Below are 21,215 nucleotides of genomic sequence, written 5' to 3'. Positions count from 1 at the left end.
GACGTAGCACTCTCCACTTTGGCACATCCATGCCCGTTGTGTGGGGGCGTCCACTCCATTAACGCCTCCGTCATTTCTGATCCGCCATGAATACCCACTGACTATAGTGGACCTTGCCCCTGAAGCTTGCATCGCGTTCCGGAAATCCGTCACGTTTGTATGGCACCCCGTCGGCAAGGCTGTATAAACCGATAATGCCGCCGCCCGGACCTGTCACGATTCCCCATTCCGCACCACCCGTAAGCGGGTCGATATAGACCCGCCGGAGATGGCGAACCACTGTTGGCATACGTTTGTCGAGCACCAGATCCTCTAGGGTTTTCGGAAAAGTCCCGGCTACCGGTCCGCGTCGGCTATAACTTTCCAAGGCACGCCGCATCTCGTCACCCCGCGCCAACAATTCTGACTCCCGGTCACGTTTCTGCAAGGTGCTCCATAGCACCCCGAATTGCATCAGCATGACGCCGAGGATCGCGATGGCTACCATCAGACCGACGTAGAGTGCGCCCCGCTGTCTCCCGCGCCTCGTAGAAGGACGGCGCTTCGTGGGCAATGCGCGCTCCGCGTGCCTGTCGGTCTGGTCGTGTAGTTCTCCGTACCGTGTATATGGCCGCAACACATCAGAGCCGCGGCGAGTGACAATCGGCACGCTCCCGTTACCAATCTGCATATTTGCTTCCATCCAGAGCCTTGTTCTGCGCGCCGCTGTGCACGTCGCCAATCTTGCCGCTATCGTCCTGTTCCACCTTCCAGGTATCGGCCCGATCGGTGATCGGGTCGGTTGGCACAGCCCGGATGTAGCGAAGACTTACCAGTTCGTCCAGCGAACCCGGACCGCCGCCACGATCTTCACGATAATGATCCAACGCTAGCCTCATCGCAGCCAGGTTATGCCTCAGGACGGTCTCCCGGGCGCGATCATGCTGCCGAATGTAGCGTGGTGCGACAATCGTGAGCAACGTCGCGAGAATCGCCATGACGACAAGCAGTTCGATCAGCGTGAACGCACCGATCCTTCCAACGTCCCCGCGCCGCTCACCAGTCTTTGTAGTGGGTGCCATTAAGCGCCTCGCCATCGCTGCTTGAATACACATCGAATACATCCAAACCTTCGCGCGGCTGATCCGGCGGGCTGACATAACTACGTAGTTTCCAGGTCTGCTCGGCGGGCCTGTCGGGACAATCGCACATCGGATCGCGGGGAATTCTGCGCATGAAATAAATCTTGACGCCCGATTTCGTCGCTTTCCGATCGTCTACGCCATCCACCAGGACCTTTAGCGTAGGTGGATAACCGCTGGCATCGGCCACCTTTTCGATCAGCCCCTCGTCCGATGCCTGTTTGTAGGAGTCAATCGCCCGTCGGATTTCCCGTAGCGAGCGGCGCAACTCCAATTCGCGATCGCGCCGGGCCGATACTTCAGCGAGCGGAAATGCCGCTGTAGCAAGCAACGCCATCAAGGCAAGCGTCATCATCAGCTCCACCATGGTGAATCCTCTTGTTGTCGCCTTGCTACTCATTAAATGCTCCTCACGAACCCGACCATGCATGACTGGTCACGGGTATCTAAACATGGTCGATCTGCTCCGGGCTTCCCAATTCAGAGTATCGCGACGTGCTCTTATGTACCTCGTCCGACATCGGGCTAATTTCTATTTCCGCCTGTCTGTTCTGTTGACACACTGCCCGGTGGCACACCGGTTTGCTGCGACGCAGACGCAGGCCCGCCAGATGACGCCGTACTGCCGTTTGCCCCTGTGGCGGCCGGCGGAGTGTTCACTGGCGTCGCTTGGCCGCCAGGTGACGCAGCCGGCCGGGGTACCAAGGAAGCGACAGGCGGCGGCAAGGGTTGCCAGTTACCGCTCGGCGCAGAGACAGGCGGTGACGGCGCAGCCGTGCTGATAGAAGTCGCCCCCGAGACGGTTGCATTCAGATCCTTGCTATTTGGCAACACCACGTCATCGATCGAAGTACGTGATTCAGTACCGCTCATGAAAGTACTAATTTGTGCTGCGGGCAGATCAATATTGCGTTCGATACGGGGGGTAATCACGACTATGATCTCAGAGCTTTCCTGGGAGGAGCCCTCGGTCCCAAACAGCTTGCTGCCGACCAACGGCAGCCGGCTCAGGAACGGCAAACCGTTGACATTCTGAATATCTGAGCGACGGATCAGCCCCCCCACAATCTGAGGTTCGTTGTTGCGGGCCGTCATCGTAGTCTTGGCGCCGCGTGTGCCCAGCACATAAGCAATCAGCCCAGTCGTGGTTTTGACCGGCGAAACGATATTGCTGATATCGATTGCCAGTTTGATGCTGATTTCATCGCTCAGACTGATGTTGGGTTCGATCTCCAATTTCAACCCTACCTCCTGGTAAGCGACCGACTCGGTCACCACGCCGTTTGCATTGGTCGTCGTCACGACAGGCAGCCGCTCACCTATATTGATAACTGCCTGTTCACGATTCTTGACCCGGATGCGCGGATGAGCCAGCATCTCCACCCGGCCGGCCTTGGCCAGCGCATTGATCTTGGCTACCGGATCACCAAACCTGACCAGCAGGTCATCCTTTGTAAGATTGGTGAGATTGCCGATCGGAATACCTGTTGCCCCACTGACCAGCGAGAAGTCGAAGGATTCCGGATACTGGATACCCAGTTCGCGCGCGTCGGACGTGGACATCTCCAACGCCTGGACCTCCAGCGTAACTTCAGATTGCGGCAAATCCAGCGCCTGAACCAGACGCTCAACCGCGCCGATGGTGTCGAGGCCGTCACGCACTACAACAGCATTCAGGCGCTCATCGACCTGTACCTCCCTCGGCTTGAGAATCTGTTTGACCTGCGCCGCGACCAGCTTGGGGTCGGCGTAGCTCATGAAAAAAACCCGCACCGCAAGATCCCGATATTCACGCAATTTATCTGGACGTGCTGGATAAATCAGAAAGGTGTTCGCATTCAGTGCTTTCTTCTCCAGTTGCCCCGTCAACAGCAGGAGATTGATCGCGTCTTCAGCGGTGGTCCGTGTTGCAGCGATAGTCACGGGTATCGAAGTATTAACATCCTTGTCGAAAGTGAAGATAGCGCCGGTCAGCCGAGAAATTGTCGCGAACGCACTTGACAGCGGCTGAGCATTAAAATTCAGCGATATCGTGCGCTTGAGCGCCGGGCTCACGCGCGGAGCGAGATTGTCGGCACTGGCAAGGGTGCTCGTGATTTCGGCTCGCAACTCCAGCGCTTCCGGGTCGTTGGGGAATTCGCTGAGAATCTGCCTGACGTTTGCGAGGGCCTTGCGTGGATCGCTATGCTCAAGGGTCCGTGCCTCATCGAGCAATGGACGCAGGCGAGCTCGGGCCCTGATGCGCTCGATCTGCCGCCGAACGCCCAGATTACCCGGATCGTATTGCAGAATGACCTCGAGCGCGGCAATAGCCGCATCGTCCTCGCCATCAGCCAGCAATTGCTGGGCGTCGCGGCTGTAGGCCACCGCCAGCCGGTCGAGCGCACCGTAGTATCGGGTCGCCAGACGGATGTCGTCGGGATGCTTCGTCTTTTCGTCATGCAGAATATCGACCGCGCCGCGCAGATCTCCCTGCTCAGTCGCGGCCTCACTTGCGCGCAGGCCGCGGTCAACCGAGCACCCCGTTAGCAGCAATACGGTCCCACACAGGAGGAGAACCGTTCTAATAAACATAGTGCGCTCTCATAAAGTGTCCCGCAGGCTCTCCGCCTAGTTCTTTCCAGACATCCGCTTTGCCTGCGGCAGGCTCGAAATAATGCAAACATTTTCTGACTACCTTCAGTTCGAACTGGTGATCTTGATCGTCTGGTGTTCGCCTAACGGCAGATACGTCACTTTGATCTCCCGCGCGGTCAGATTGTCCAGTCGATAGCTTCCAGCAAAAACCTGCCCGGGCGAAACGCTGTTCTGCACGTCACATTTGTGACACAACACGTATTGGTCGTTCCCGCTCTGCAGCATCACGATGTTCTGTTCTCCTTTGAAACGCCACTGTCCGGTCACAACAAACGGTGGCGGCGGGGCCTTGGGGGGCGGCGCACGTACGGGCTTCGCGGGCGACTGCGGAGGAGCCCACGAGTGCACAGAAAACAGATTGGGGGCCACGGAGTTCTCTGTTTCTGTCGTATTCGCGATGCGTTCCTGATGCGCGACCGGCTCCGATGCTGCAGTTTGCTCATTTGCAGGTCGCTGTCGCTGCGTAGCGATTGCCTGGGATTCTGTCACCTGATTGGCAACCTGGTCCTCCCAGTACACATAGCCACAGCAGAACGCCGTAGCAATCAGCAATATCCACAGGTAGCGCGGCATCTTCACGACTGCGTCCCGAGAAAACTGAAACGCAGGCGAATCTCGAGTGTCTCGTCACCGATAGCCTTGCGTTGCACTTGCAGTTGTTCGACGCGCAGACCGGGCTCGCGTTCCAGTTCGGCCAACGCCCGCCGAAGCGCCGGATAGGTGCCGCGCAATGGCATGTCGACGCTTAGCCGACGCAACCGGTTTTCGGCGTCATCCGCCTCCTGATATGTCACTTCACCGAGAATGAAACCGTTTCTGGTCAATGTCGCATAGGTCCGATCGAGTTCCTGCAGAAAACCACTAGCCGCAGGCAAGGATCCGACCGGGGTTGGAAGCATTGACTTCGTTTTCTGTGGCCGCATCCTCAGGCCCTGCAGGACTGCAGTTTCGCGCACTGCCAGCTGATCGCGCAGGGGGCGGAGAATTCCCCACTGAAACGCCAGCGCGACCACGATCACCGCAAGCAGAAAAATCCCCAGCAGACCAAGTCTCTGATGCTGAACTGCAACCTCCCATCGCAGACGTGGGAGGAACTGCCTTGTGATATCGGCTCGCAACTGCATGGTCGTCAGTTCGCCACGCTCAGGAGAATGCGCGCCATTACCGGTCGATACGGGGCGTCTGTCTTCACTGTGGTCTGCTGAATCTGAGCACTCGTCCCCTTATTGGCACCGAGCCGTTCTGCGAACGCAAGCGTATTGCTCAATCCGTTCGATTCGGTTTCCAGATTCACCCTGCCTGCTGAAAAATCGGCGTCCAGCGAAAGCAACACAATATCGCCCGAAAGCGTTAGACCTAGAACATCCAGCGTCGGCAGGACAGACCTGTCCTGCCGGCTAAAGGCGGCCAGCTGTTTCTCCTGCTGCGGCGACACATGCAACGAAGCCTGCAACGCCGTCTCCTGTTGTGCCACCTCCGCCGAGAAACGCTCTTCCTGCAAGGTCACCTGTTCATCTTCGGCCTCGAACTCGGACCAGTCTCGCCACAACAGCATCATCAGGATGGCCGCGATCACGCCAAGCAGCGCGATCAGCCTGACGGCACGCGGTTGCGGATGCAACCAATCCAGATACGGCACCGAGTTCTGGCGTATCAGCGCGGGCACTTTTCGCAACGCGGCACCCCATATCGACAGACGTGGCATCAGGCCACCTCCGGATACCAGAGAAAACCGCGCCCCAGCCAGTGCATTGGGATGCGATCTTGTCCCTGGACAGATTCACCGTCGTCTGCGATCCACGCCGATGAGGCGGATTGACCGAGCAGCATCGACGCCATCGACAAGTCTGCTGACACGTCAGCGCCCGTTGTGCGTAGACTGCAAATGCCCGTCCACTGGCCAGCTCTCCGATACAGACAGTGAATCGCGTGTGCTTCAGGCACCGCGAGTACGCAATCAGCGGGAAGACGTTTCCAGCCGTATCTTGCCGCTGCCATCGTGATGGGCATGCAATTGAGAAAACGCAGGTGATGGGTACGGAACAGCGTGCGCAAATCGCCCAGCAGTTCACGGTCCATCGCTACCGCAATGCGAGGCGCTCCATAGCCAGCCTGCTCGACAGCGATAAGCCACGGTTCCATGTGTGTCACCTCGTACTGTTCGGCAAACAGGGCCTGCGCATAAGCGGTCCAGTCCGCCACCGAGTACAGCCCATCCTGCCACTGGAGCAACGCGTAACGCGTGTGCGGAAAACCAAGCAGCACTGTGACGCTGTCCAGCCGACGGGCCCAGCCCCGTGGCGCCATCTCCAGCAGGTTGGCGCATGCTTCGAGTGACTCACCCGACATTACCTCGCGCCAACTCGCGCTACGCGAACCGAACGCGGGCCGGCAGGCCCAGCTGGCGCTCGCTTCCCCAATCGTCAGCAGATGTTCAATAAAGAGCGATGACACGATGCACCTCTTGCAGTGTGGTCTGTCCGTCGGCCGCATTGGCGAGCGCAACCTCACGCATTGTTATGTGACCAGCCTCACGCGCGGTTTCACGCAGCGCTGCGGCCGAAGCCCGCCGCAACAGGCCATCCTTGAGCGCATCAGTGATCCGCAGCACTTCCGCCACCGCCAGCCGGCCGCTATAGCCCGTCCCTAGACAGGCATTGCATCCTGCTCCAACCCTATAGCGCCACTGTGAAGTCACATGCCGTGACAGCCCGGCGGCATTGGCCAGCATGTGTTCGGGCTCCGCCGGCGCCGCACAGTGCTCGCAAACACGCCGTATCAGGCGTTGCGCAACGATGCCATTAAGCGCCTCGACGAAACTGGCCGGTTCGACACCCATGTAGAGGAAACGCTCAAGCACGCTAAACGGAGTATTCGCGTGTACAGATGACATGACGAGGTGACCAGTCAGCGCAGCCTGCACCGCGATGGCGGCGGTTTCGCCGTCGCGGATTTCACCTACGAGAATCGTATCCGGGTCATGTCGCAAGATCGAGCGCAGACCGCGCGCAAATGAGAGCCCCTTCTTTTCGTTGACCGGGATCTGCAATACACCGGACAGTTCGTACTCGACGGGATCTTCGATCGTGATGATCTTCTTTTCGCCTGTATTGGTTTCGGACAGCGCGGCGTAGAGGGTAGTCGACTTACCGCTTCCGGTCGGTCCGGTGACAAGCAGCATCCCGTATGGTTCGTTGGCGAGCAACCGGATGCGCTCTATCGTTGCCGAATCGAGACCCAGCGATTCCAGCCGCAACGATTCGCCGCGCTGTGATTTATCCAACACTCTTAGTACCGCATCCTCGCCGTGAATGCTCGGCATGATCGATACGCGAAAGTCGATATCGCGACCGCGAATGCGCGCCTTGAACCGTCCGTCCTGCGGGACGCGACGCTCGCCGATATCAAGTTCGGCAAGCACCTTCAGCCTCGACAGGGCCTCTTCGGCCGTCTCTACCCCGCCCATCTGTCCCATCTGCCGCAATACACCGTCGACGCGGTACTTCACCGTCAGGCCTTCCGCCGTACTTTCCACGTGGATGTCGCTAGCGCGGCTTTGCAACGCGTCCAGCAGCATCGAATTGACCAGTCGTACGATGCGGCTTTCGTCGCGTGCGATGCTGGATACCGAAATCTCATGCGCACCGTCGATCGTGCCGGCCGTGCCCTCCTGCTCGGCTCCGAACTGTTCCATTACACGCTCGCTCCTCTCGGCGCGTCGCAGTTGGTCGGTCACGGCGTTGGGCAGACTCATCGCCAGCATCAATTGACGGGCGGACGGCAGCGTACTTGCCCAGTTGCGCACATCCAGCGACAGCGGATTGGCCAGAACGAGATAGACGCGCCCGTCAACATCCACCGGCAACGCCGCATGTGTCAGCGCTTCAGTGAGTGGCAGCAAATCGAAGCGCCAATTCTCACCGATCTGTTCGGGCCGAAGCGGATGCAGACCCAACGAACCGGCGAACTCAGGCAACAGGTCAGGCTGGGCCGCAAGTTGTCGGGCAACGTACTCGCCAGCCGGCAATTCCTGCCGCAGTATCTCTTCCTGCCAATGTCGTGAGTGCGTCATAAGCCATCACCCCTGGATGCTGCCGGCAAGTTCGAAGATCGGCATGTACAGCAGAAATACGATCAGGCCAACCAGTCCGCCGACGACTAGCATCAGTATCGGCTCAAATACCTTGCTGAACAGGTCAAGCGAGCGGGTGAGGGCCTCGTCATGAAACTGCGCGATCCGCTCGCACATTGCCGGTAGCTCACCGCTCTGTTCGCCCACGCGCAGCAGGCGCTCCGCGACTGGCGTCGTCAAATGATGAAGCGTCAGCGCTCCAGAAAGCAGCCTGCCCGCCTTGATCCCAGTCATCGCCGCAGCCAGGTCAGAGCGCCTCTCTTCTGGCAGCAGACCACCGATCATCTGCAGCGATGCAATGATCGACATGCCGCCGGACAAAAGCATGCCCAGCGTACGGTAAAAACGCGCCAGCACAAACAGCTCACGGATTTCCGACAGACGTGGAATACGCCAGAAAACCATCATAAGGCGACGTCGGACCCAGTGCGTACGCAAAAGCACGAACAGCCCAATGAACGTGCCGGCAATCGCGCCGCCAAGCAACATCCCATGCACACGAACCAACCCACCCCACCAGACCATAAAGCGCGCCGCAACTGGCAACTCGCCAATCGAGTCGAAAACCGACGCGAAGCGCGGAATGACGAAGAACAGCAGGAACAGCAGGATCAGACCGCCGATGGCGACGACCACCACAGGATAGATCAACGCGCTCGTGAGGCGCTTGCGCACAGTGTCCAGGTGCGCTTCGTAATGGTGATAACGCTTCAGTGCGATCCCGAGCTGGCCGCTGTGCTCGGATGACTCGGCAGTCGCGACCAGCAGCGGCGGAAATACATCCGGACGCAATGCCATTGCTTTCGAAAACGCCTGCCCCTGATACATCGCTTGCAGCAGGTCATCGAGCACTTTGCGCGTCCCGCCTTGTGGGGCTTTGTCACGCAGCGTCTCGATTGACTCGACCAGTACCAGTCCTGCATCAAGCAATACAGTCAACTCCTGGATGAACAATCCGAGCGCAAACTTGCCTTTGCGCTTAGCCGGAATGAGACGGCCAGCCGCATGCAGCGACACTAACTTGCCGCCATCGGCCAATGCGAGACGTCGAGCGCTATCGAGATCCGCCGCCTCCAGCCGTAGCCGTTGCAGACGACCGCCGCGAATAATCCTGACGTCGAATTCGCTCATTGTGCCGCCCGCCCATCAGGTACTGCCCTGGCATTCGACTGACGTCGGCGCTGTTCGCACAATTGACCGTAGTAGCGCCAGACTTTCATCGCGTAGCGTTCGCGCAAACTGTCCCGGTCGGCGGCATAGCCCGCGTTGTACGCACCTACGGCCTGCCACGTGTAACCGAACCGCCGCACCGCGGCAGCCAGAACCCACGCGCCAACAATTACCGAAGTGCACGGCTCAATCAGTTGCGCTTCAAGGATGCCGAACCGCGCAAGTTGCGGTAGGTGAATACTGTTGACCTGCATCAGCCCGATGTCGCGACTGCCGTCTCGATTGAAGTTGTACGCCCGAGGATTGAAGTTGGACTCCACCCTGGCGATTGCGTACAGCAACAGCGGATCAATCTGATACCGGTCGGCCGCAACCTGCCAGCAATACGCATGCGCCTGCAGTGGCAAGAGCAGTAGCGACACACTCAGCCACCCGCATGCGGCGCTCAGGACCTGTCGCAAGCTTCGTGCGTCAAAAGCCGTAGACAATATCTGCGGCATAGCCCGCTCCCCCCGGTTTTGCATCGCTGCCGAGTGAAACGATCTCCACTTCGTGCGACTCGCCCGGATTCCTCCAGACGTACGGATGGCCCCATGGATCCATTGGCACCTCCCTGCTCAGATAGGGTCCATGCCATCCGTTTGCGCCGGACGGTTTGATGACCAGGGCATCCAATCCTTCCTGTTGCGTCGGAAAGCGCCCGACGTCCAGACGAAACTGGTTGGCAGCGTCGGCGAGTGTTTTCATCTGTCCTTGTGCCGCCTTGACCTTGGCCTTGTCGACCTGCGAGAAAAGCTTCGGACCAACATAGCCCGCCAGTACCGCGATGATCAACAGGACCACCAGCAATTCAAGCAAGGTGAACCCACTGATGCCTCGGCCCAGACGCCGTCGCCCCCCCCTCCATATCAATTCCATATTGCCTCCTTGAGGAGTTCAGCCGGCGCCCCGTTCTCTCTGACCAGTTCACTCGACCCGGACTCTTTTTCCATACCGCTACACCACTTGGTCGTTCGTAGCGGACATATACAACAGGGGGGGAATTCGAGCCCGGTGAATTATTTCCGATGCTTAACGTCAGCCGTTCGTAACTGCTGGTCAAAGCGCGAGGTCCGTAGTCGGCTTCGCACGATACTGCGCCAGCGCTCCACATGAGAATGGCTCGCGCGAGTAGCCACCAATCAGCGTCGCCACTTCCGATGAAACGTCGCGACATGCTCTATGCGGCTCGCACCGACTCGCTGTGGCATCTCCTAGCCGTTCATTGCCCGCCCGTATGAGTAACCAGCAACGCGCCGCCCGCCGACACGATCCATGCATAGTTCGCGTTCAACGCATCCATCGAAGGCAGACCCGTAGTCTGGGCCGGCACGTTCTGCGCCTGCCACGTGGTGCCTGCATCCGTCGTGCGATAGATTAGACCGATCTCCGTGACGATCCAGCCCGTATACTCGTTGATAAACTTGATCGCGTTGATCGTTTCGGCGGCTGGATTACTCACACTCGTCCACGTCTGGCCGCCATCGGTCGTCATCAGAACCGTGCGTGCGCCGGCAACCCAACCGTGCTCGGTGTCGCTGAACGACACGCTCTTCAGCGCGACCGTCGTCGCAGTCTGGTATTGCACGTTCCAGGTCTGACCGCCGTCGGTGGTGGCGAGAATCTTTCCCCCGTCATCCACGGCCCAGCCATGGTTCACATCGGCAAAGTCGAGCGCACGCAGCGCCGGCTGGCTCGTGTCGCGATTCTGCTGCGTCCACGTCTGACCGCCGTCCAACGTCGCGACGATGCCGTTACCCTGACCGACTGCCCAGCCGTGGAGCAGGTCAGTGAACTTCAAGGCGGTTAGTCCGAAAGTTGAGCCGCTGGCTATACTGCGCCACGTCTGGCCACCGTCACCAGTTTGCAGGACGTTACCGTTGCCGACGAGAGCCCACGCGTGAGCGTCATCGACCGCCGAGACACTGAGGACTGGTGCGGACGCCAAGAACTGCACAGCCCAATTAATGCCGCCATCGGTGGAATGGATAATCGCACCGTCCTGCCCCACGATCCAGCCACTGTTCGCGCTAGCGAACGAGATCGCATTTAGCGCTGTCTTCACCGGCAATACTGGCGCGAGACACCAGCCAGTGCCCGCAAATTCAGGATTCGCACAGACCAGATCCTCGAGCGGATCCCGATCCGCGACGACCAATGTCATCGAGCCGGTGGCGCTGCCGGTCAACGTGTCAGTCACCGTCAGGCTGACCACGTATGAGCCCGCGGCAATGTAGGAATGCGACGGTGCGAAATCGACGCTGGTTGCACCATCACCGAAATTCCACTCATAAGTCACTGGATTGCCTTCCGGGTTCTCGAACGTCGCAGAGAATCCTGCCGATTCCCCGAGCTTGAGCTCCTGAGGTCCTTGCACGATAACGCCATGCGGCGGCTGAGGGGCCAACACTGTCACCTGCGCGGTGGCACTCGCGCTGTTGGCAGCAGCGTCCGTGACAGTCAGGGTGATTTGGTGCACGCTCGCTGCACCAGTGTAGGTGTGATTGACCGTCTGCCCAGTGACCGGCGCCGAGCCGTCGCCAAAATTCCACATATAGCTCAGCGCCAGTCCGTTGGTCGACTCGGCAGTCCCTGAATACGTGTACGCCGTGTTCAGCCGGACCTCAGGGGGCGCCACAATCCCCGGATTCAGCGGTGGTACGACCGGTGCATTCATCGTCGTTATCTGGGTGCTCGCCGTTGCGCTGGCGCCAGAAGGGTTAGTCGCGGTAACCTGAATCTGGTACGTGCCCACCGCGACAAAGACGTGGCTGGTCTGCGCTCCGACCGCCGTGCCACCATCGCCAAAGGTCCAGGTATAGACAAGCGGTGCCCCGTTGGGGTCGGTTGACGACGCCCTGAATCCGAATTGAGCACCCACTTCAGGTGGGACCCGGGCAGTCAGGATGAGCGGTGTCGACGGAGGCGCAGACGGTTCCGGCGGCGATGTCGCAGCGATGACGACGTTCGAACTGGCGCTCGCCTTCGCCCCATGGTCGTCGATCACCGTCAGCGTCACGGGAAACGTCCCGCCTGTCATATAAACGTGACTAACCTGTCCGCCTTGGGCGGAAGTACCGTCCCCAAAATCCCACGCTAGGCGGACGTGACTGCCAGATCCGGTTCCACTGAAGGATATGGTCTGCCCTGCTTCCGGTGATGGCGGACTAATTGCGATGATCTGTGCCGTCGGTGGGACGTACGCGGCAGCCGAAGTATTTCCAAGACCGCTGTGACAGGCCGCAACTAGGAGCGCACTGCCGAGCGCGATGAACCAGCGCCAAAACAAACCACTCACGTCAGTTGCAAGCAAGCACATCGCCTCCCCCCCACGAACACGACTGCAATCTTGTCGAAACATCGCGCAACCTATGGCATGGGCAATTAAGACGAATGCAGCGGCAAAATCGCAATACCATGCGAGTTAAATCGAGGGTAAATCCACAATACAGATTAGTTGCACCGCCGGCAGTAGGCCGGTTTGTTGTGCAGTGACAGCGATTACGTTAATCATACGTTCGCACGCACCCGATCCACTTAAACGTCGAGAGCAAGCAAGTCTCCCATCATTTTCGAGCAACGGCCCCATTCCAGCCAATTGCCTGCCCGCTAAGTTTTCGCGCGATCTTCTATTCTGACCCGCTGGAACTTAATCGCATTCACTCCTCATTCGCCGCCTCCGCAAGCTTTTTTGTATTCCAGCCGATTTACGTTCTCATTGTAGAAATTCTCTGACGGAAAGCAAACCAAATCCGTCACGCTCGCCACCATGAAGTCTCATGCTTGGTTACAAACCCTCTATTCACACAATGCCGTACCCCCTCATGCCGTACATGACATCAGGTGCACCCAAACAGTTATGTGCGGTTTCGCACATTCACTTCGAATAATTCGATTAGAGTGACCTCACCGAAGCCCAAAACAATCTACATGATCATCAAGCAACCTCGATCTGACTTGTTTGTTTTTTTGGGGAAACGTGACTATAGTTTCATGACGTTGAAGTCGAAAAAGCACAAATCATCGAAGATGATGACGGAAGAAGCATCGAGGCTAACGGCATGAACCGCTATGACGAAATGAGTCAGTAGTGGAGCAACAAGATGAAGGGGCAAGGCCGCGGCTTAACCATATGCATTTTATGCTCTTGCAGACTAGCTGTCATTGGGTTCGCGATCGAACCGATATTTATTCAACTTTCCCGCTCTCAATTGCGTTTGCGTAATTATCATGTGGGCAGCGTCTTTCTCGATGCGCTAGCCGATTTTATTTAAGGAGAAGATGGCGTGAAATCAATCATTTTCGGTGCTATTCGTTATCGCCCGTTTCCTAAGACACGCGCTGCCTTCTGGCTTTCCTTCATCACGGCCACCGGCACTGCGATCGCACCGCTTCAGGAAGCGGCCGCGCATGGCGCGGTCGGCTTCCCGATCGCGCGTCAGTATCAGTGCTACTTGGAAGGGGGCTTCGGGAACGGCAACCCAGCGGACGTGCCACAAAACGATTGCCGCGCGGCATATGAGGCAGGGGGCAAATTATATTGGCCCTTCCAACAATGGAACGAGATCTCGGCCAACCCAAACAACCAGGGTAACAGTATGGAGGACGTCAGGAGGGCGGTTCCCGACGGACGTTTGTGTGCAGGCGGCGACGAAAGAAATCGAGGGCTCGACACACCAACGACCTGGAGAAAGACGAGGATTATCCCCAAGAATGGGCATATCGAATTAATCTGGGAAAATTCCCAGGCCCATAATCCGGCACGCATGCGCATCTTCATCAGCAAACCTTACTATAACTCGGCACAATCGCCGCTCCGTTGGGAAGACTTGGAAAAGATTTACGACGAAGATGCATCGCCCCCCGTGCCCGCAAACGGAGCCGGGCATCTGCCTGGCACGATCCAGACCTTTTATAAGCTTAATGTCAGTCTTCCACCGGGCCGGACAGGCGACGCCGTCATCCTCAGTTACTGGCAACGCAAGGATAGCGGCAATGAAGGCTTTTTCAACTGCAGTGATGTGACAATCGCTGCTGACGAAGGTAATCCAGGGTTCCCGTGGATCGAGAGAGGGAGCTACGTCGAAAGAGGCTTTGCGCCACAGCCAAACCAGCAGGTCCGCTTCCGTGTGATGGGTGGCAGCGCGAGGGGACTTGAAGTCGTCGACGTCTATCATCGGATCACTGCGGAAAATGCCGGCGTACAGATCTGGGCGAAGGAACTTGCGGATTTGCTAAATCGGCAGCACGCTAACTACGTGACAATCGGCGTACGGTCCGGCGACACGATTCACTATGACCCGTCCGATGTATCTGCCAACAAGGTATGGTTGAAAGCAGGTTACAGTTTAGCGATGGGTATCGTTATTGGCGATATACCTGAACCTGGAAAACCTAGTGCGCATATCACAGCACCGGAGTCGGTTGTGGAACACAGCCCGACCCAGTTCTCCGCTCAAGGATCGCAAGGTGAAAAACTGACGTACATCTGGACCATCCCGTCCTTCAAGCCTGACACGGCAACCACGGAAAACGTTACTGCGACAGCCGGCCCGACGCAACCGTCGCCTGTAACGGTGACGTTGACGGTGACCGACGACAAAGGACAGAAGAGCGAGGCCCAAAAATCCATCACCATCACGCCTATCGGCGGCGGTGGTGGGGAGAAATACGATCACGTCTTCCCAGAAGGCCTTGGCAGCTACCAGGCCGGTACAAAAGTGCTGCAGCCAAAGAATAACCATATCTACCAGTGCAAGCTATTTCCCGCGTCAGGCTGGTGCAACATCTGGACAGCATCCGCCACGCACTATGAACCAGGCACTGGGTCGAATTGGCAAGACGCGTGGACTGATCTCGGACCAGGAGAATCCGGGCGCTAATGTCCCATATCGGCAAGCGGCATTTCGATTCCTGACGGGCGGGAAAACCCGATTACACCGTGCGACTGGATCTCCATACCGCTTTCCCTACAGGGATTCGCTAGGACTGCTCGACTTGCGAAACACGCTACCAAGTTGAGTCGCCGAAAGGGGCAAAAGCACCGATGACGCAGCTTCGTCAGAGATTGGACGGATTTTGAGCAAGCTCAGAAAGGCGAAGCCAGGCAGCAAAGCGTCCGTCGATTTGATTGCGATAGAAGGAAGCGCGCAGTATGGAGTCGACCCTGAAATTCCGCATGCACACCGGCGTGGTCAATGGCTTCAGGCCAATGGCCACGGCGAACCGGCGCTTGTCGTCGGACGTGTAAACCGAACCGTTGTCGGTCAGCTACTCGTTTTCGGACCGGGTATGCAGTTCGTTGCCAAACCGATTTTCCACTGCAGCCAACATCACTTCGCGCACGATGTCGCCGCCGTGGCCTGCTGTTATGGCCAGCTCATCGCTTCACGGTCGCAGCAATCCAGCGCAAACGTTACGCGCAGCGGTTCGCAGTCGCACTGCGGAACTCGAAACCGTCCGAGCACCATCGCTGATTGCAGCACGCGACGACCACCTTGCCGTCATGTCGACGATGTAGCCAAGGCGGATTCGTGCGGCGCTGCATCAGCAGCTCGTGAGTTAGCATGACGCGGTAGATGCGCTGGCATTGAACGGTACCAGCCCAGCCCCAACGCGCTCGTTGCGCAACGTGCCCCAAACCCGGTGTCGATGGCCATAGCTGGGCGAATCGCCGCCGACCCAGCGGATCTCCTCGACCACGCTCTCATCGTCGGTCTGCCTCGATTTTTTGCTCGACCGTACTCGACTGCTTCCCGGAAAATCTCGTTCTCCATTGTTCTTTGCCGAGCATCCGTTGCAGCTCACAAATCTGCTGCTTGACCGCATCGGCCAGCTCCGATGCCGGAACCACTTCCTAGCCAGCCTTGACTGCTGACCGGCTCCCGTTCTGGTACAGCTTGCGCCAGTGGAACAGCTGGTTCGGGTTCACGCCGAAGTGAAAGGCTATGTCCGGTGTTTCAGCGAGCCGCTCCAATTGGCGGTGGCCACTCACAATGTCCAGAGTGGCTCCGCCCGCTATGCCGTAAATGTATCCAGTGATTGCGGGAGAATTCAAGGCCGGGCTGCAGTTGGAATGACCTCAAACTGCGAGCGATCCTTGCCTTCGATCCACGCCGGCGGGCGACCGCGCCCGCTCCAAGTCGCGCCCGTGCTCGGGTCCCGGTAGCGGACGACTTTTCGCCGTTTTGCCGAACGGGGAAAAGCTTCGTGCGGTTTAATCGCGAATTCCGCGATCACGGCCCGCACTTTTTCGATCGCCCCGCTTCGTTCCAACGCCTTGGCGGCGTCGATCTGTTTAGTGAGAGCGGTGTGTTCCGCGAGTAAGGCTCGATATGACTTCATTGTCTCGGCTCCGTTGTGTGAAAAGCGAGTAGGGCTCGCTGGCCAACCCCGTTACAGGTCCCGCTAAAAAGTCAAGTCCCGATAGCTTGTAGTCCGGTTATTCGAACTCGTGGGGGCCAGCTCAAAATGAAATTCGATCCGCCTGAGGATGTTCGAACAGCTAAGCGAACAACCGGGTTTCGGGAATGATTCGTGAATGTGAGCACGTCGCTCGAAATGAGTGCGTGCGATCGACCACTCAACGACAGTTGCCGAGCCCGTTGCCGCTTCGCGGTCACCGGCTGAATTCCACAATGGCGCATACCTTGTCGATGCCGTTCGGAGACGCAGCCGTGATCTACTTGGACGACAGTAGGTCGTTGAGTCGAGCCGGTCGACGAGTTTGCTCTCGATCTTGTGCGACACCCTTCCCGGACGTAACCGGAATTCCGCATGTAAGGCGGTTACGACTCAGGCCTCGTCGCTGAATCGCTCCGGGCAAAGTAGCGCCACTGTATCTCGCCGCGCTTTTCCAATCGTGCCGGAGCCGGTCATCTTGAGCACGGCCACGCCGACGGGAAGTGGCAGCACGCCTTGATGATCTTCCGATGCTGCACGTGCAGCAACTCAATGGCATTCGTGGGATAAACGATCTTCCGAACGTTCGGCGCGAACGCGCAGCAAGGAATCCCCGTCCCTCAGGCCAGCTGCCAGAGCGTAACGATTGGCCAGCATTTCATGCACCACGGGCAGGCGTCGAACGCGTCCAGCGACACGACCGCACATTGCGATCTTTCCAGTTCGAAGTCGAGCGAGTTTCTGCTAATACAATTAAGGTTGCGATTCGCGGCAAGCCCCCCGACGATCTATGATGTGTCAGGCAAGAATAGGCGCGTCCGCGCTCGATCCCCTCAAGTTCTGGCGGCGCCTCACATTAAGTACGGTGTCGCAGAAAGACAATACCGCCAAAGGCCTCAACTACGCGCCGAACCAGTGGAAGGCCCACTATGCACGTCGATGACGGCGGCGTGGCAATCGACGACAACGCAGCCGAATATGCCTTGCGCGCCGTCGCTCTGGGGCGACAGCTGACGACGCAGCAGTACCTGCACCTTCTCAGCCAAGGCTTCAGTCATACAGCAATGCCACCACCTACGCCGACATATCGCTTACGAATTGTCGGTCAGTGCATCAGCACCCCACAATTCCCGGTGCGGTTCACGTTTTTCGTACCCCATCGAAGTAGATAACATACGGCTCTGACCACGCAGGTGCAGAGACCGATTTCTCGGCTCGGCCATCCGCGATCCAGAACGTAATTTTCCCATCCTGCCGCCACTCCCCCGGAAAGTGGAAGGTCTCCCATGTCCTCTCTGGACCCGACATGGCAAAATCGTTACGATCAATTCTATCCGGGACGCCCGTCCACTGTATAGAAGTCCTAACGCTCACATATTGCATGGGGGAACGCATATATTTTCCAGTCACCTGCAAGAGTTTCGATCGATTGGGCAACTTCCCGCCGTTGGGTATGACCTGCCCTGTTGCGAAGTCGCGTATCATAAAGATTCCCAAGTCTGATTCGTCCGCGTACGTAGCCGTCAACATCCAGGCTTTCGAGGATGGGATCCGGTCACCCACTCCGGCGTTGCCAACTGTCAACCTATACTCCCGAACATCATCAATACGGAAATTGGTTTCCCAATCCCCGGTGGCCGACACGGGAGCGACCGCCATCCGTGTCTTTCCATCACTGTAGATGCCCACCAACTTCGTGTTCTGGGGCGCCGCGCCAGATATCGAAACCAACGGTGTCGACGTAACCGCACCGTCGACGAGTAGATCGTTATTCGCGTCCTTCACTGACGTAATCTTCAGCATGGCACCTCCGCGGAATGATGTGGAATGCGCGCAGACTCTCGCTCCATACAATAACGGAACAACTCCAGTCAGCGAGCGATGCTGATCCGCTTGGGATTTCCGGACCAGATATAGAGAGAGTTCTGCAGCGTGAATCGCGTCTGTCAGCACGGTTTGGATCGTCGTCAATGACGCGCGTCGTTACCTTCCACTTCCGCGTGAGTTCCCCTCGTCAAGGCGTAGCAGTGGCGGGTTGAACCTGCAGATAGTTTTGCAGGTACTCCTCGAATTCCGCCCTTACCTCCGGATGCCGCAGCGCAAACTCGACAGTGGCTTTCAGATATCCCAATTTGCTGCCGCAGTCGAACCTCGCGCCGAAGTAGCGATATGCAAGCACCTGTTCCTCCGAGAGGAGCGATTGCAACGCATCGGTCAACTGCAGTTCGCCTCCGGCACCCGGCCTCAACGTGCGAATATGCCGGAAGATCGTCGGCATCAGTACGTAGCGACCCACCACGCCGAAATTCGACGGCGCGTCATTCGGCGCAGGTTTTTCGACGATATCTGACAGCTTGATCACGTTGTCTCCCCACATGCGGCCGTCGACGACGCCGTACGAACGGCTATCCTCGCGTGCGATCGTTTCGACCCCGACAACCGAGCTGTGGTAGTGGTTGAACACATCGATAAGCTGCTTCACGACTGGTTGCGTGCTATGCAGCAGGTCGTCCGCCAAGATCACGGCAAACGGACTATCACCCACTAGCTTTTCCGCACATAGCACCGCATGCCCGAGACCCAGTGCCGTTGCCTGACGCACGTAGAAACAATCCACGTTGGCCGGTTTGATATTGCGTACGACGTCCAGCAGTTTCTCCTTGTTGCGCGCCTCGAGTTCAGCCTCGATCTCGTAAGACTTGTCAAAATGATCTTCGATAGCACGCTTGCTACGCCCCGTGACGAAGATCATTTCGGTGATGCCGGCTTCGATCGCCTCTTCGACCGCATACTGGATCAACGGCTTATCTACGATCGGTAGCATTTCCTTCGGACTTGCCTTGGTGGCCGGCAGGAACCGCGTTCCGAGACCAGCTACAGGAAACACCGCTTTGGTGACTTTCAGCATGGCATGTATTCCCACATCAGTTGAAAATTTCCGACTGCAGTTAATCAATACAAGTATGCAATTCCTTAGTAGGCACCATCACGATGCAACACCACACCGATCGTTTTGAAAAGGATTGCAATATCCCCCCAAAGCGACCAGTTCCGTACATACCATGCGTCAAGAAAAACACGCCTTGCATAATCCGTGTCATTTCGACCGCTGATTTGCCAGAGCCCGGTCATCCCTGGCTTCGCCAACAGGTAATATGCAGCGTCGTCGCCGTAACGTTGAATTTCCTTTTCCACCACGGGCCGAGGTCCGACGAGGCTCATGTCACCCCGCAGCACATTCCACAGTTGTGGTAACTCGTCAAGGCTGGTCTTGCGCAACAAAGTGCCTATCGGCGTGATTCGAACATCATTCTTCAGCTTGAAGTCCCTCTCCCACTCCGCTCGCGCCACTGGATCGCGCTCGAGCAGTTCCCTGAGGACTTTATCCGCATCAACCACCATCGAGCGGAACTTGAAGCACTTGAATTTTTTCCCGTTCTGGCCGATCCGCGTGTGACCGTAAAAAGCCGGACCACCATCTCTCGCGACCAATATAGTCAGAAGCGCAAATACGGGGAGCAGCATGACCATCAGGAAGCCACCGGCAATTACGTCGAACATCCTCTTCAGCACTTTCGCTGAAAACCGCGCGAGATTGTTCTGCACGCGCAGCATCATCACTTCATGGCCGAAGAAATAGGACACGTCCGTACCGCTAAGCGGCACACCTCGCATCGGTGCCATTACCGTCACCTCCCGAATCCCACTTTGCGTGAGCTCACGAACCCACGCGTTGCGAAGCTCTCGATCATCGGGCTCCAGTGCAATCACAACCTGTGCGCCCGACAACGAATTGAGCATGAACGGCGCAAGTCCCGCCAGGACCGGTACATTCCCTACAAACTTCACATCCGTTCTGGCGTCTGGCGCGACATAAGCCACCACGTCCGCGCCGAGATATGACTGGCTTGAAATCACCCGCTTCGCTTCCAGCGCGGCCTCGCCGCAGCCGACGATCAACGTCGGCCGCTTCCACAGATTTGCCTGATCCAATACCTTCTTCGCTAGCGCCCGAAATGTCGGAACGAGAATAAATACGCTGCTCCACGTCAGCGCCCACCAGCCCCGCGAGAACATGCCTTTTGTCAATGTCGTCAAGGCAAGATGAGCAACGGCGAGGACCACGAGTGTTTCGAAAACTTCCCTAAGCTCACGCCAGAACGGCCGACGAAAACTGTAATGCCGTACTCTCAACCAGAACCACGCCGTTCCGGCGAACGAGAGCAACAGAAAAACCATCATTGGCTGTCGACTAATCGCTTTCCAAACGCTAATCTGCGGTTCGCTTGCGAAAGTTCCGAGGAAGCGAGTCGTGATCAACAAGGCCACGGCGAACCCCAGCACATCGGCGGCAGCCAACGCAGCCTTGATGGTCAAAGCCGGAAACGGACGAAGCTCAAGTTGCGGCACTGACAGACTACCAATACCAATTGTTGAATTCACTTTGCCCTTCCTCGCGTTGATGTGGGTGCCGCTGACCAGAATTAAATTTCCGTTACGCAGTGCAGATTTCAATCTCCAAATTAAATTTCTCAATGCAAAACATCACAACAAGATCAACACCACCCACTTCACAATTAAACTCCATCGTACATATAACTTTCGCATGACAAATCATTTACCAAGCAATAACATAAATTGATACGCCATTTGTTTAATCGGAAATCTCTTTAGCATCGCACGCGTCGATGGCAGATGACACATCGTTATCGGAG

The 21,215-nt window shown here is 57.5% G+C and carries 19 protein-coding genes and 2 pseudogenes; 2 read left to right on the top strand and 19 right to left on the bottom strand.

Going from position 1 to position 21,215, the window contains the following annotated elements; genetic code table 11:
* Nucleotides 1–70: 70 nt before the first annotated feature.
* From BT264_RS30635 to BT264_RS30575, 13 genes are all read right to left on the bottom strand, one after another.
* Complete coding sequence (locus BT264_RS30635) at nt 71–487, bottom strand: type II secretion system protein (protein WP_072443594.1); 417 nt, start codon at nt 485–487, stop codon at nt 71–73.
* A gap of 169 nt (nt 488–656) precedes the next feature.
* On the bottom strand, nt 657–1,061 hold the full coding sequence (locus BT264_RS30630; protein WP_072443596.1) for a type II secretion system protein: 405 nt from the start codon (nt 1,059–1,061) through the stop codon (nt 657–659).
* Nucleotides 1,036–1,521 carry a prepilin-type N-terminal cleavage/methylation domain-containing protein gene (locus BT264_RS30625; protein WP_072443598.1) on the bottom strand — a complete coding sequence of 162 codons (486 nt, stop codon included), beginning with the start codon at nt 1,519–1,521 and terminating at the stop codon, nt 1,036–1,038. Before BT264_RS30625 ends, BT264_RS30630 begins: the two co-directional genes overlap by 26 nt.
* Nucleotides 1,522–1,646: 125 nt before the next feature.
* Nucleotides 1,647–3,695: a secretin N-terminal domain-containing protein gene (locus BT264_RS30620; RefSeq protein ID WP_072443600.1), complete on the bottom strand. Its 2,049-nt coding sequence runs from the start codon at nt 3,693–3,695 to the stop codon at nt 1,647–1,649.
* Between the two features lie 105 nt (nt 3,696–3,800).
* Nucleotides 3,801–4,331 (bottom strand): hypothetical protein, encoded by a 531-nt coding sequence (locus BT264_RS38685; RefSeq protein WP_110281420.1) that lies wholly within the window; start codon nt 4,329–4,331, stop codon nt 3,801–3,803.
* 2 nt (nt 4,332–4,333) lie between these two features.
* Nucleotides 4,334–4,882 carry a GspMb/PilO family protein gene (locus tag BT264_RS30610; RefSeq protein ID WP_072443604.1) on the bottom strand — a complete coding sequence of 183 codons (549 nt, stop codon included), beginning with the start codon at nt 4,880–4,882 and terminating at the stop codon, nt 4,334–4,336.
* A 5-nt stretch (nt 4,883–4,887) separates the two neighbouring features.
* A complete protein-coding gene (locus tag BT264_RS30605; RefSeq protein ID WP_072443606.1) occupies nt 4,888–5,463 on the bottom strand; it encodes a hypothetical protein in 576 nt (191 codons plus the stop codon).
* The gene (locus BT264_RS30600; protein WP_072443608.1) at nt 5,463–6,212 is read right to left on the bottom strand and encodes a hypothetical protein; all 750 of its coding nucleotides are present in this window, start codon (nt 6,210–6,212) and stop codon (nt 5,463–5,465) included. Before BT264_RS30600 ends, BT264_RS30605 begins: the two co-directional genes overlap by 1 nt.
* Nucleotides 6,193–7,830: a GspE/PulE family protein gene (locus BT264_RS30595; RefSeq protein WP_072443610.1), complete on the bottom strand. Its 1,638-nt coding sequence runs from the start codon at nt 7,828–7,830 to the stop codon at nt 6,193–6,195. Before BT264_RS30595 ends, BT264_RS30600 begins: the two co-directional genes overlap by 20 nt.
* Nucleotides 7,831–7,836: 6 nt before the next feature.
* Nucleotides 7,837–9,021, bottom strand: a complete 1,185-nt coding sequence (locus BT264_RS30590) for a type II secretion system F family protein (protein ID WP_072443612.1) — start codon at nt 9,019–9,021, stop codon at nt 7,837–7,839.
* Complete coding sequence (locus BT264_RS30585; protein ID WP_244137491.1) at nt 9,018–9,482, bottom strand: lytic transglycosylase domain-containing protein; 465 nt, start codon at nt 9,480–9,482, stop codon at nt 9,018–9,020. The genes BT264_RS30590 and BT264_RS30585 overlap by 4 nt, the downstream gene beginning before the upstream one ends.
* Nucleotides 9,483–9,531: 49 nt before the next feature.
* On the bottom strand, nt 9,532–9,978 hold the full coding sequence (gene gspG / locus BT264_RS30580) for a type II secretion system major pseudopilin GspG (RefSeq protein WP_072443614.1): 447 nt from the start codon (nt 9,976–9,978) through the stop codon (nt 9,532–9,534).
* Nucleotides 9,979–10,321: 343 nt separating this feature from the next.
* On the bottom strand, nt 10,322–12,418 hold the full coding sequence (locus tag BT264_RS30575) for a PKD domain-containing protein (protein ID WP_072443616.1): 2,097 nt from the start codon (nt 12,416–12,418) through the stop codon (nt 10,322–10,324).
* A 976-nt stretch (nt 12,419–13,394) separates the two neighbouring features.
* On the opposite strand from BT264_RS30575, the pseudogene BT264_RS30570 reads away from it, so the two are divergent.
* Nucleotides 13,395–14,465 (top strand): annotated as a pseudogene (locus BT264_RS30570) (lytic polysaccharide monooxygenase); the annotation flags it as partial.
* Nucleotides 14,454–14,981 carry a PKD domain-containing protein gene (locus tag BT264_RS40590; protein WP_371287123.1) on the top strand — a complete coding sequence of 176 codons (528 nt, stop codon included), beginning with the start codon at nt 14,454–14,456 and terminating at the stop codon, nt 14,979–14,981. The pseudogene BT264_RS30570 and the gene BT264_RS40590, both read left to right, overlap by 12 nt.
* Nucleotides 14,982–15,279: 298 nt before the next feature.
* Here BT264_RS40590 and BT264_RS40195 read toward each other — a convergent pair.
* The 6 genes and pseudogenes from BT264_RS40195 to wbaP form a co-directional block, all read right to left on the bottom strand.
* A pseudogene (locus tag BT264_RS40195) lies at nt 15,280–16,048 on the bottom strand (DDE-type integrase/transposase/recombinase); the annotation flags it as partial.
* Nucleotides 16,049–16,152: 104 nt separating this feature from the next.
* Nucleotides 16,153–16,443 (bottom strand): H-NS histone family protein, encoded by a 291-nt coding sequence (locus tag BT264_RS30555; protein WP_072443622.1) that lies wholly within the window; start codon nt 16,441–16,443, stop codon nt 16,153–16,155.
* Between the two features lie 953 nt (nt 16,444–17,396).
* Complete coding sequence (locus BT264_RS39380) at nt 17,397–17,558, bottom strand: hypothetical protein (protein WP_177318424.1); 162 nt, start codon at nt 17,556–17,558, stop codon at nt 17,397–17,399.
* Between the two features lie 82 nt (nt 17,559–17,640).
* Nucleotides 17,641–18,303 carry a hypothetical protein gene (locus tag BT264_RS30550; RefSeq protein WP_072443624.1) on the bottom strand — a complete coding sequence of 221 codons (663 nt, stop codon included), beginning with the start codon at nt 18,301–18,303 and terminating at the stop codon, nt 17,641–17,643.
* Nucleotides 18,304–18,514: 211 nt separating this feature from the next.
* On the bottom strand, nt 18,515–19,408 hold the full coding sequence (gene galU / locus BT264_RS30545; protein ID WP_072443625.1) for a UTP--glucose-1-phosphate uridylyltransferase GalU: 894 nt from the start codon (nt 19,406–19,408) through the stop codon (nt 18,515–18,517).
* Between the two features lie 65 nt (nt 19,409–19,473).
* Complete coding sequence (gene wbaP, locus BT264_RS30540; RefSeq protein ID WP_309146472.1) at nt 19,474–20,877, bottom strand: undecaprenyl-phosphate galactose phosphotransferase WbaP; 1,404 nt, start codon at nt 20,875–20,877, stop codon at nt 19,474–19,476.
* Nucleotides 20,878–21,215 lie beyond the last annotated feature (338 nt).

Source organism: Burkholderia sp. NFPP32, assembly GCF_900119325.1.
Lineage (GTDB): Bacteria > Pseudomonadota > Gammaproteobacteria > Burkholderiales > Burkholderiaceae > Burkholderia > Burkholderia pyrrocinia_C.
Note: the sequence above shows the minus strand (reverse complement) of the source record. Positions and strands in the feature narration are given on the sequence as shown.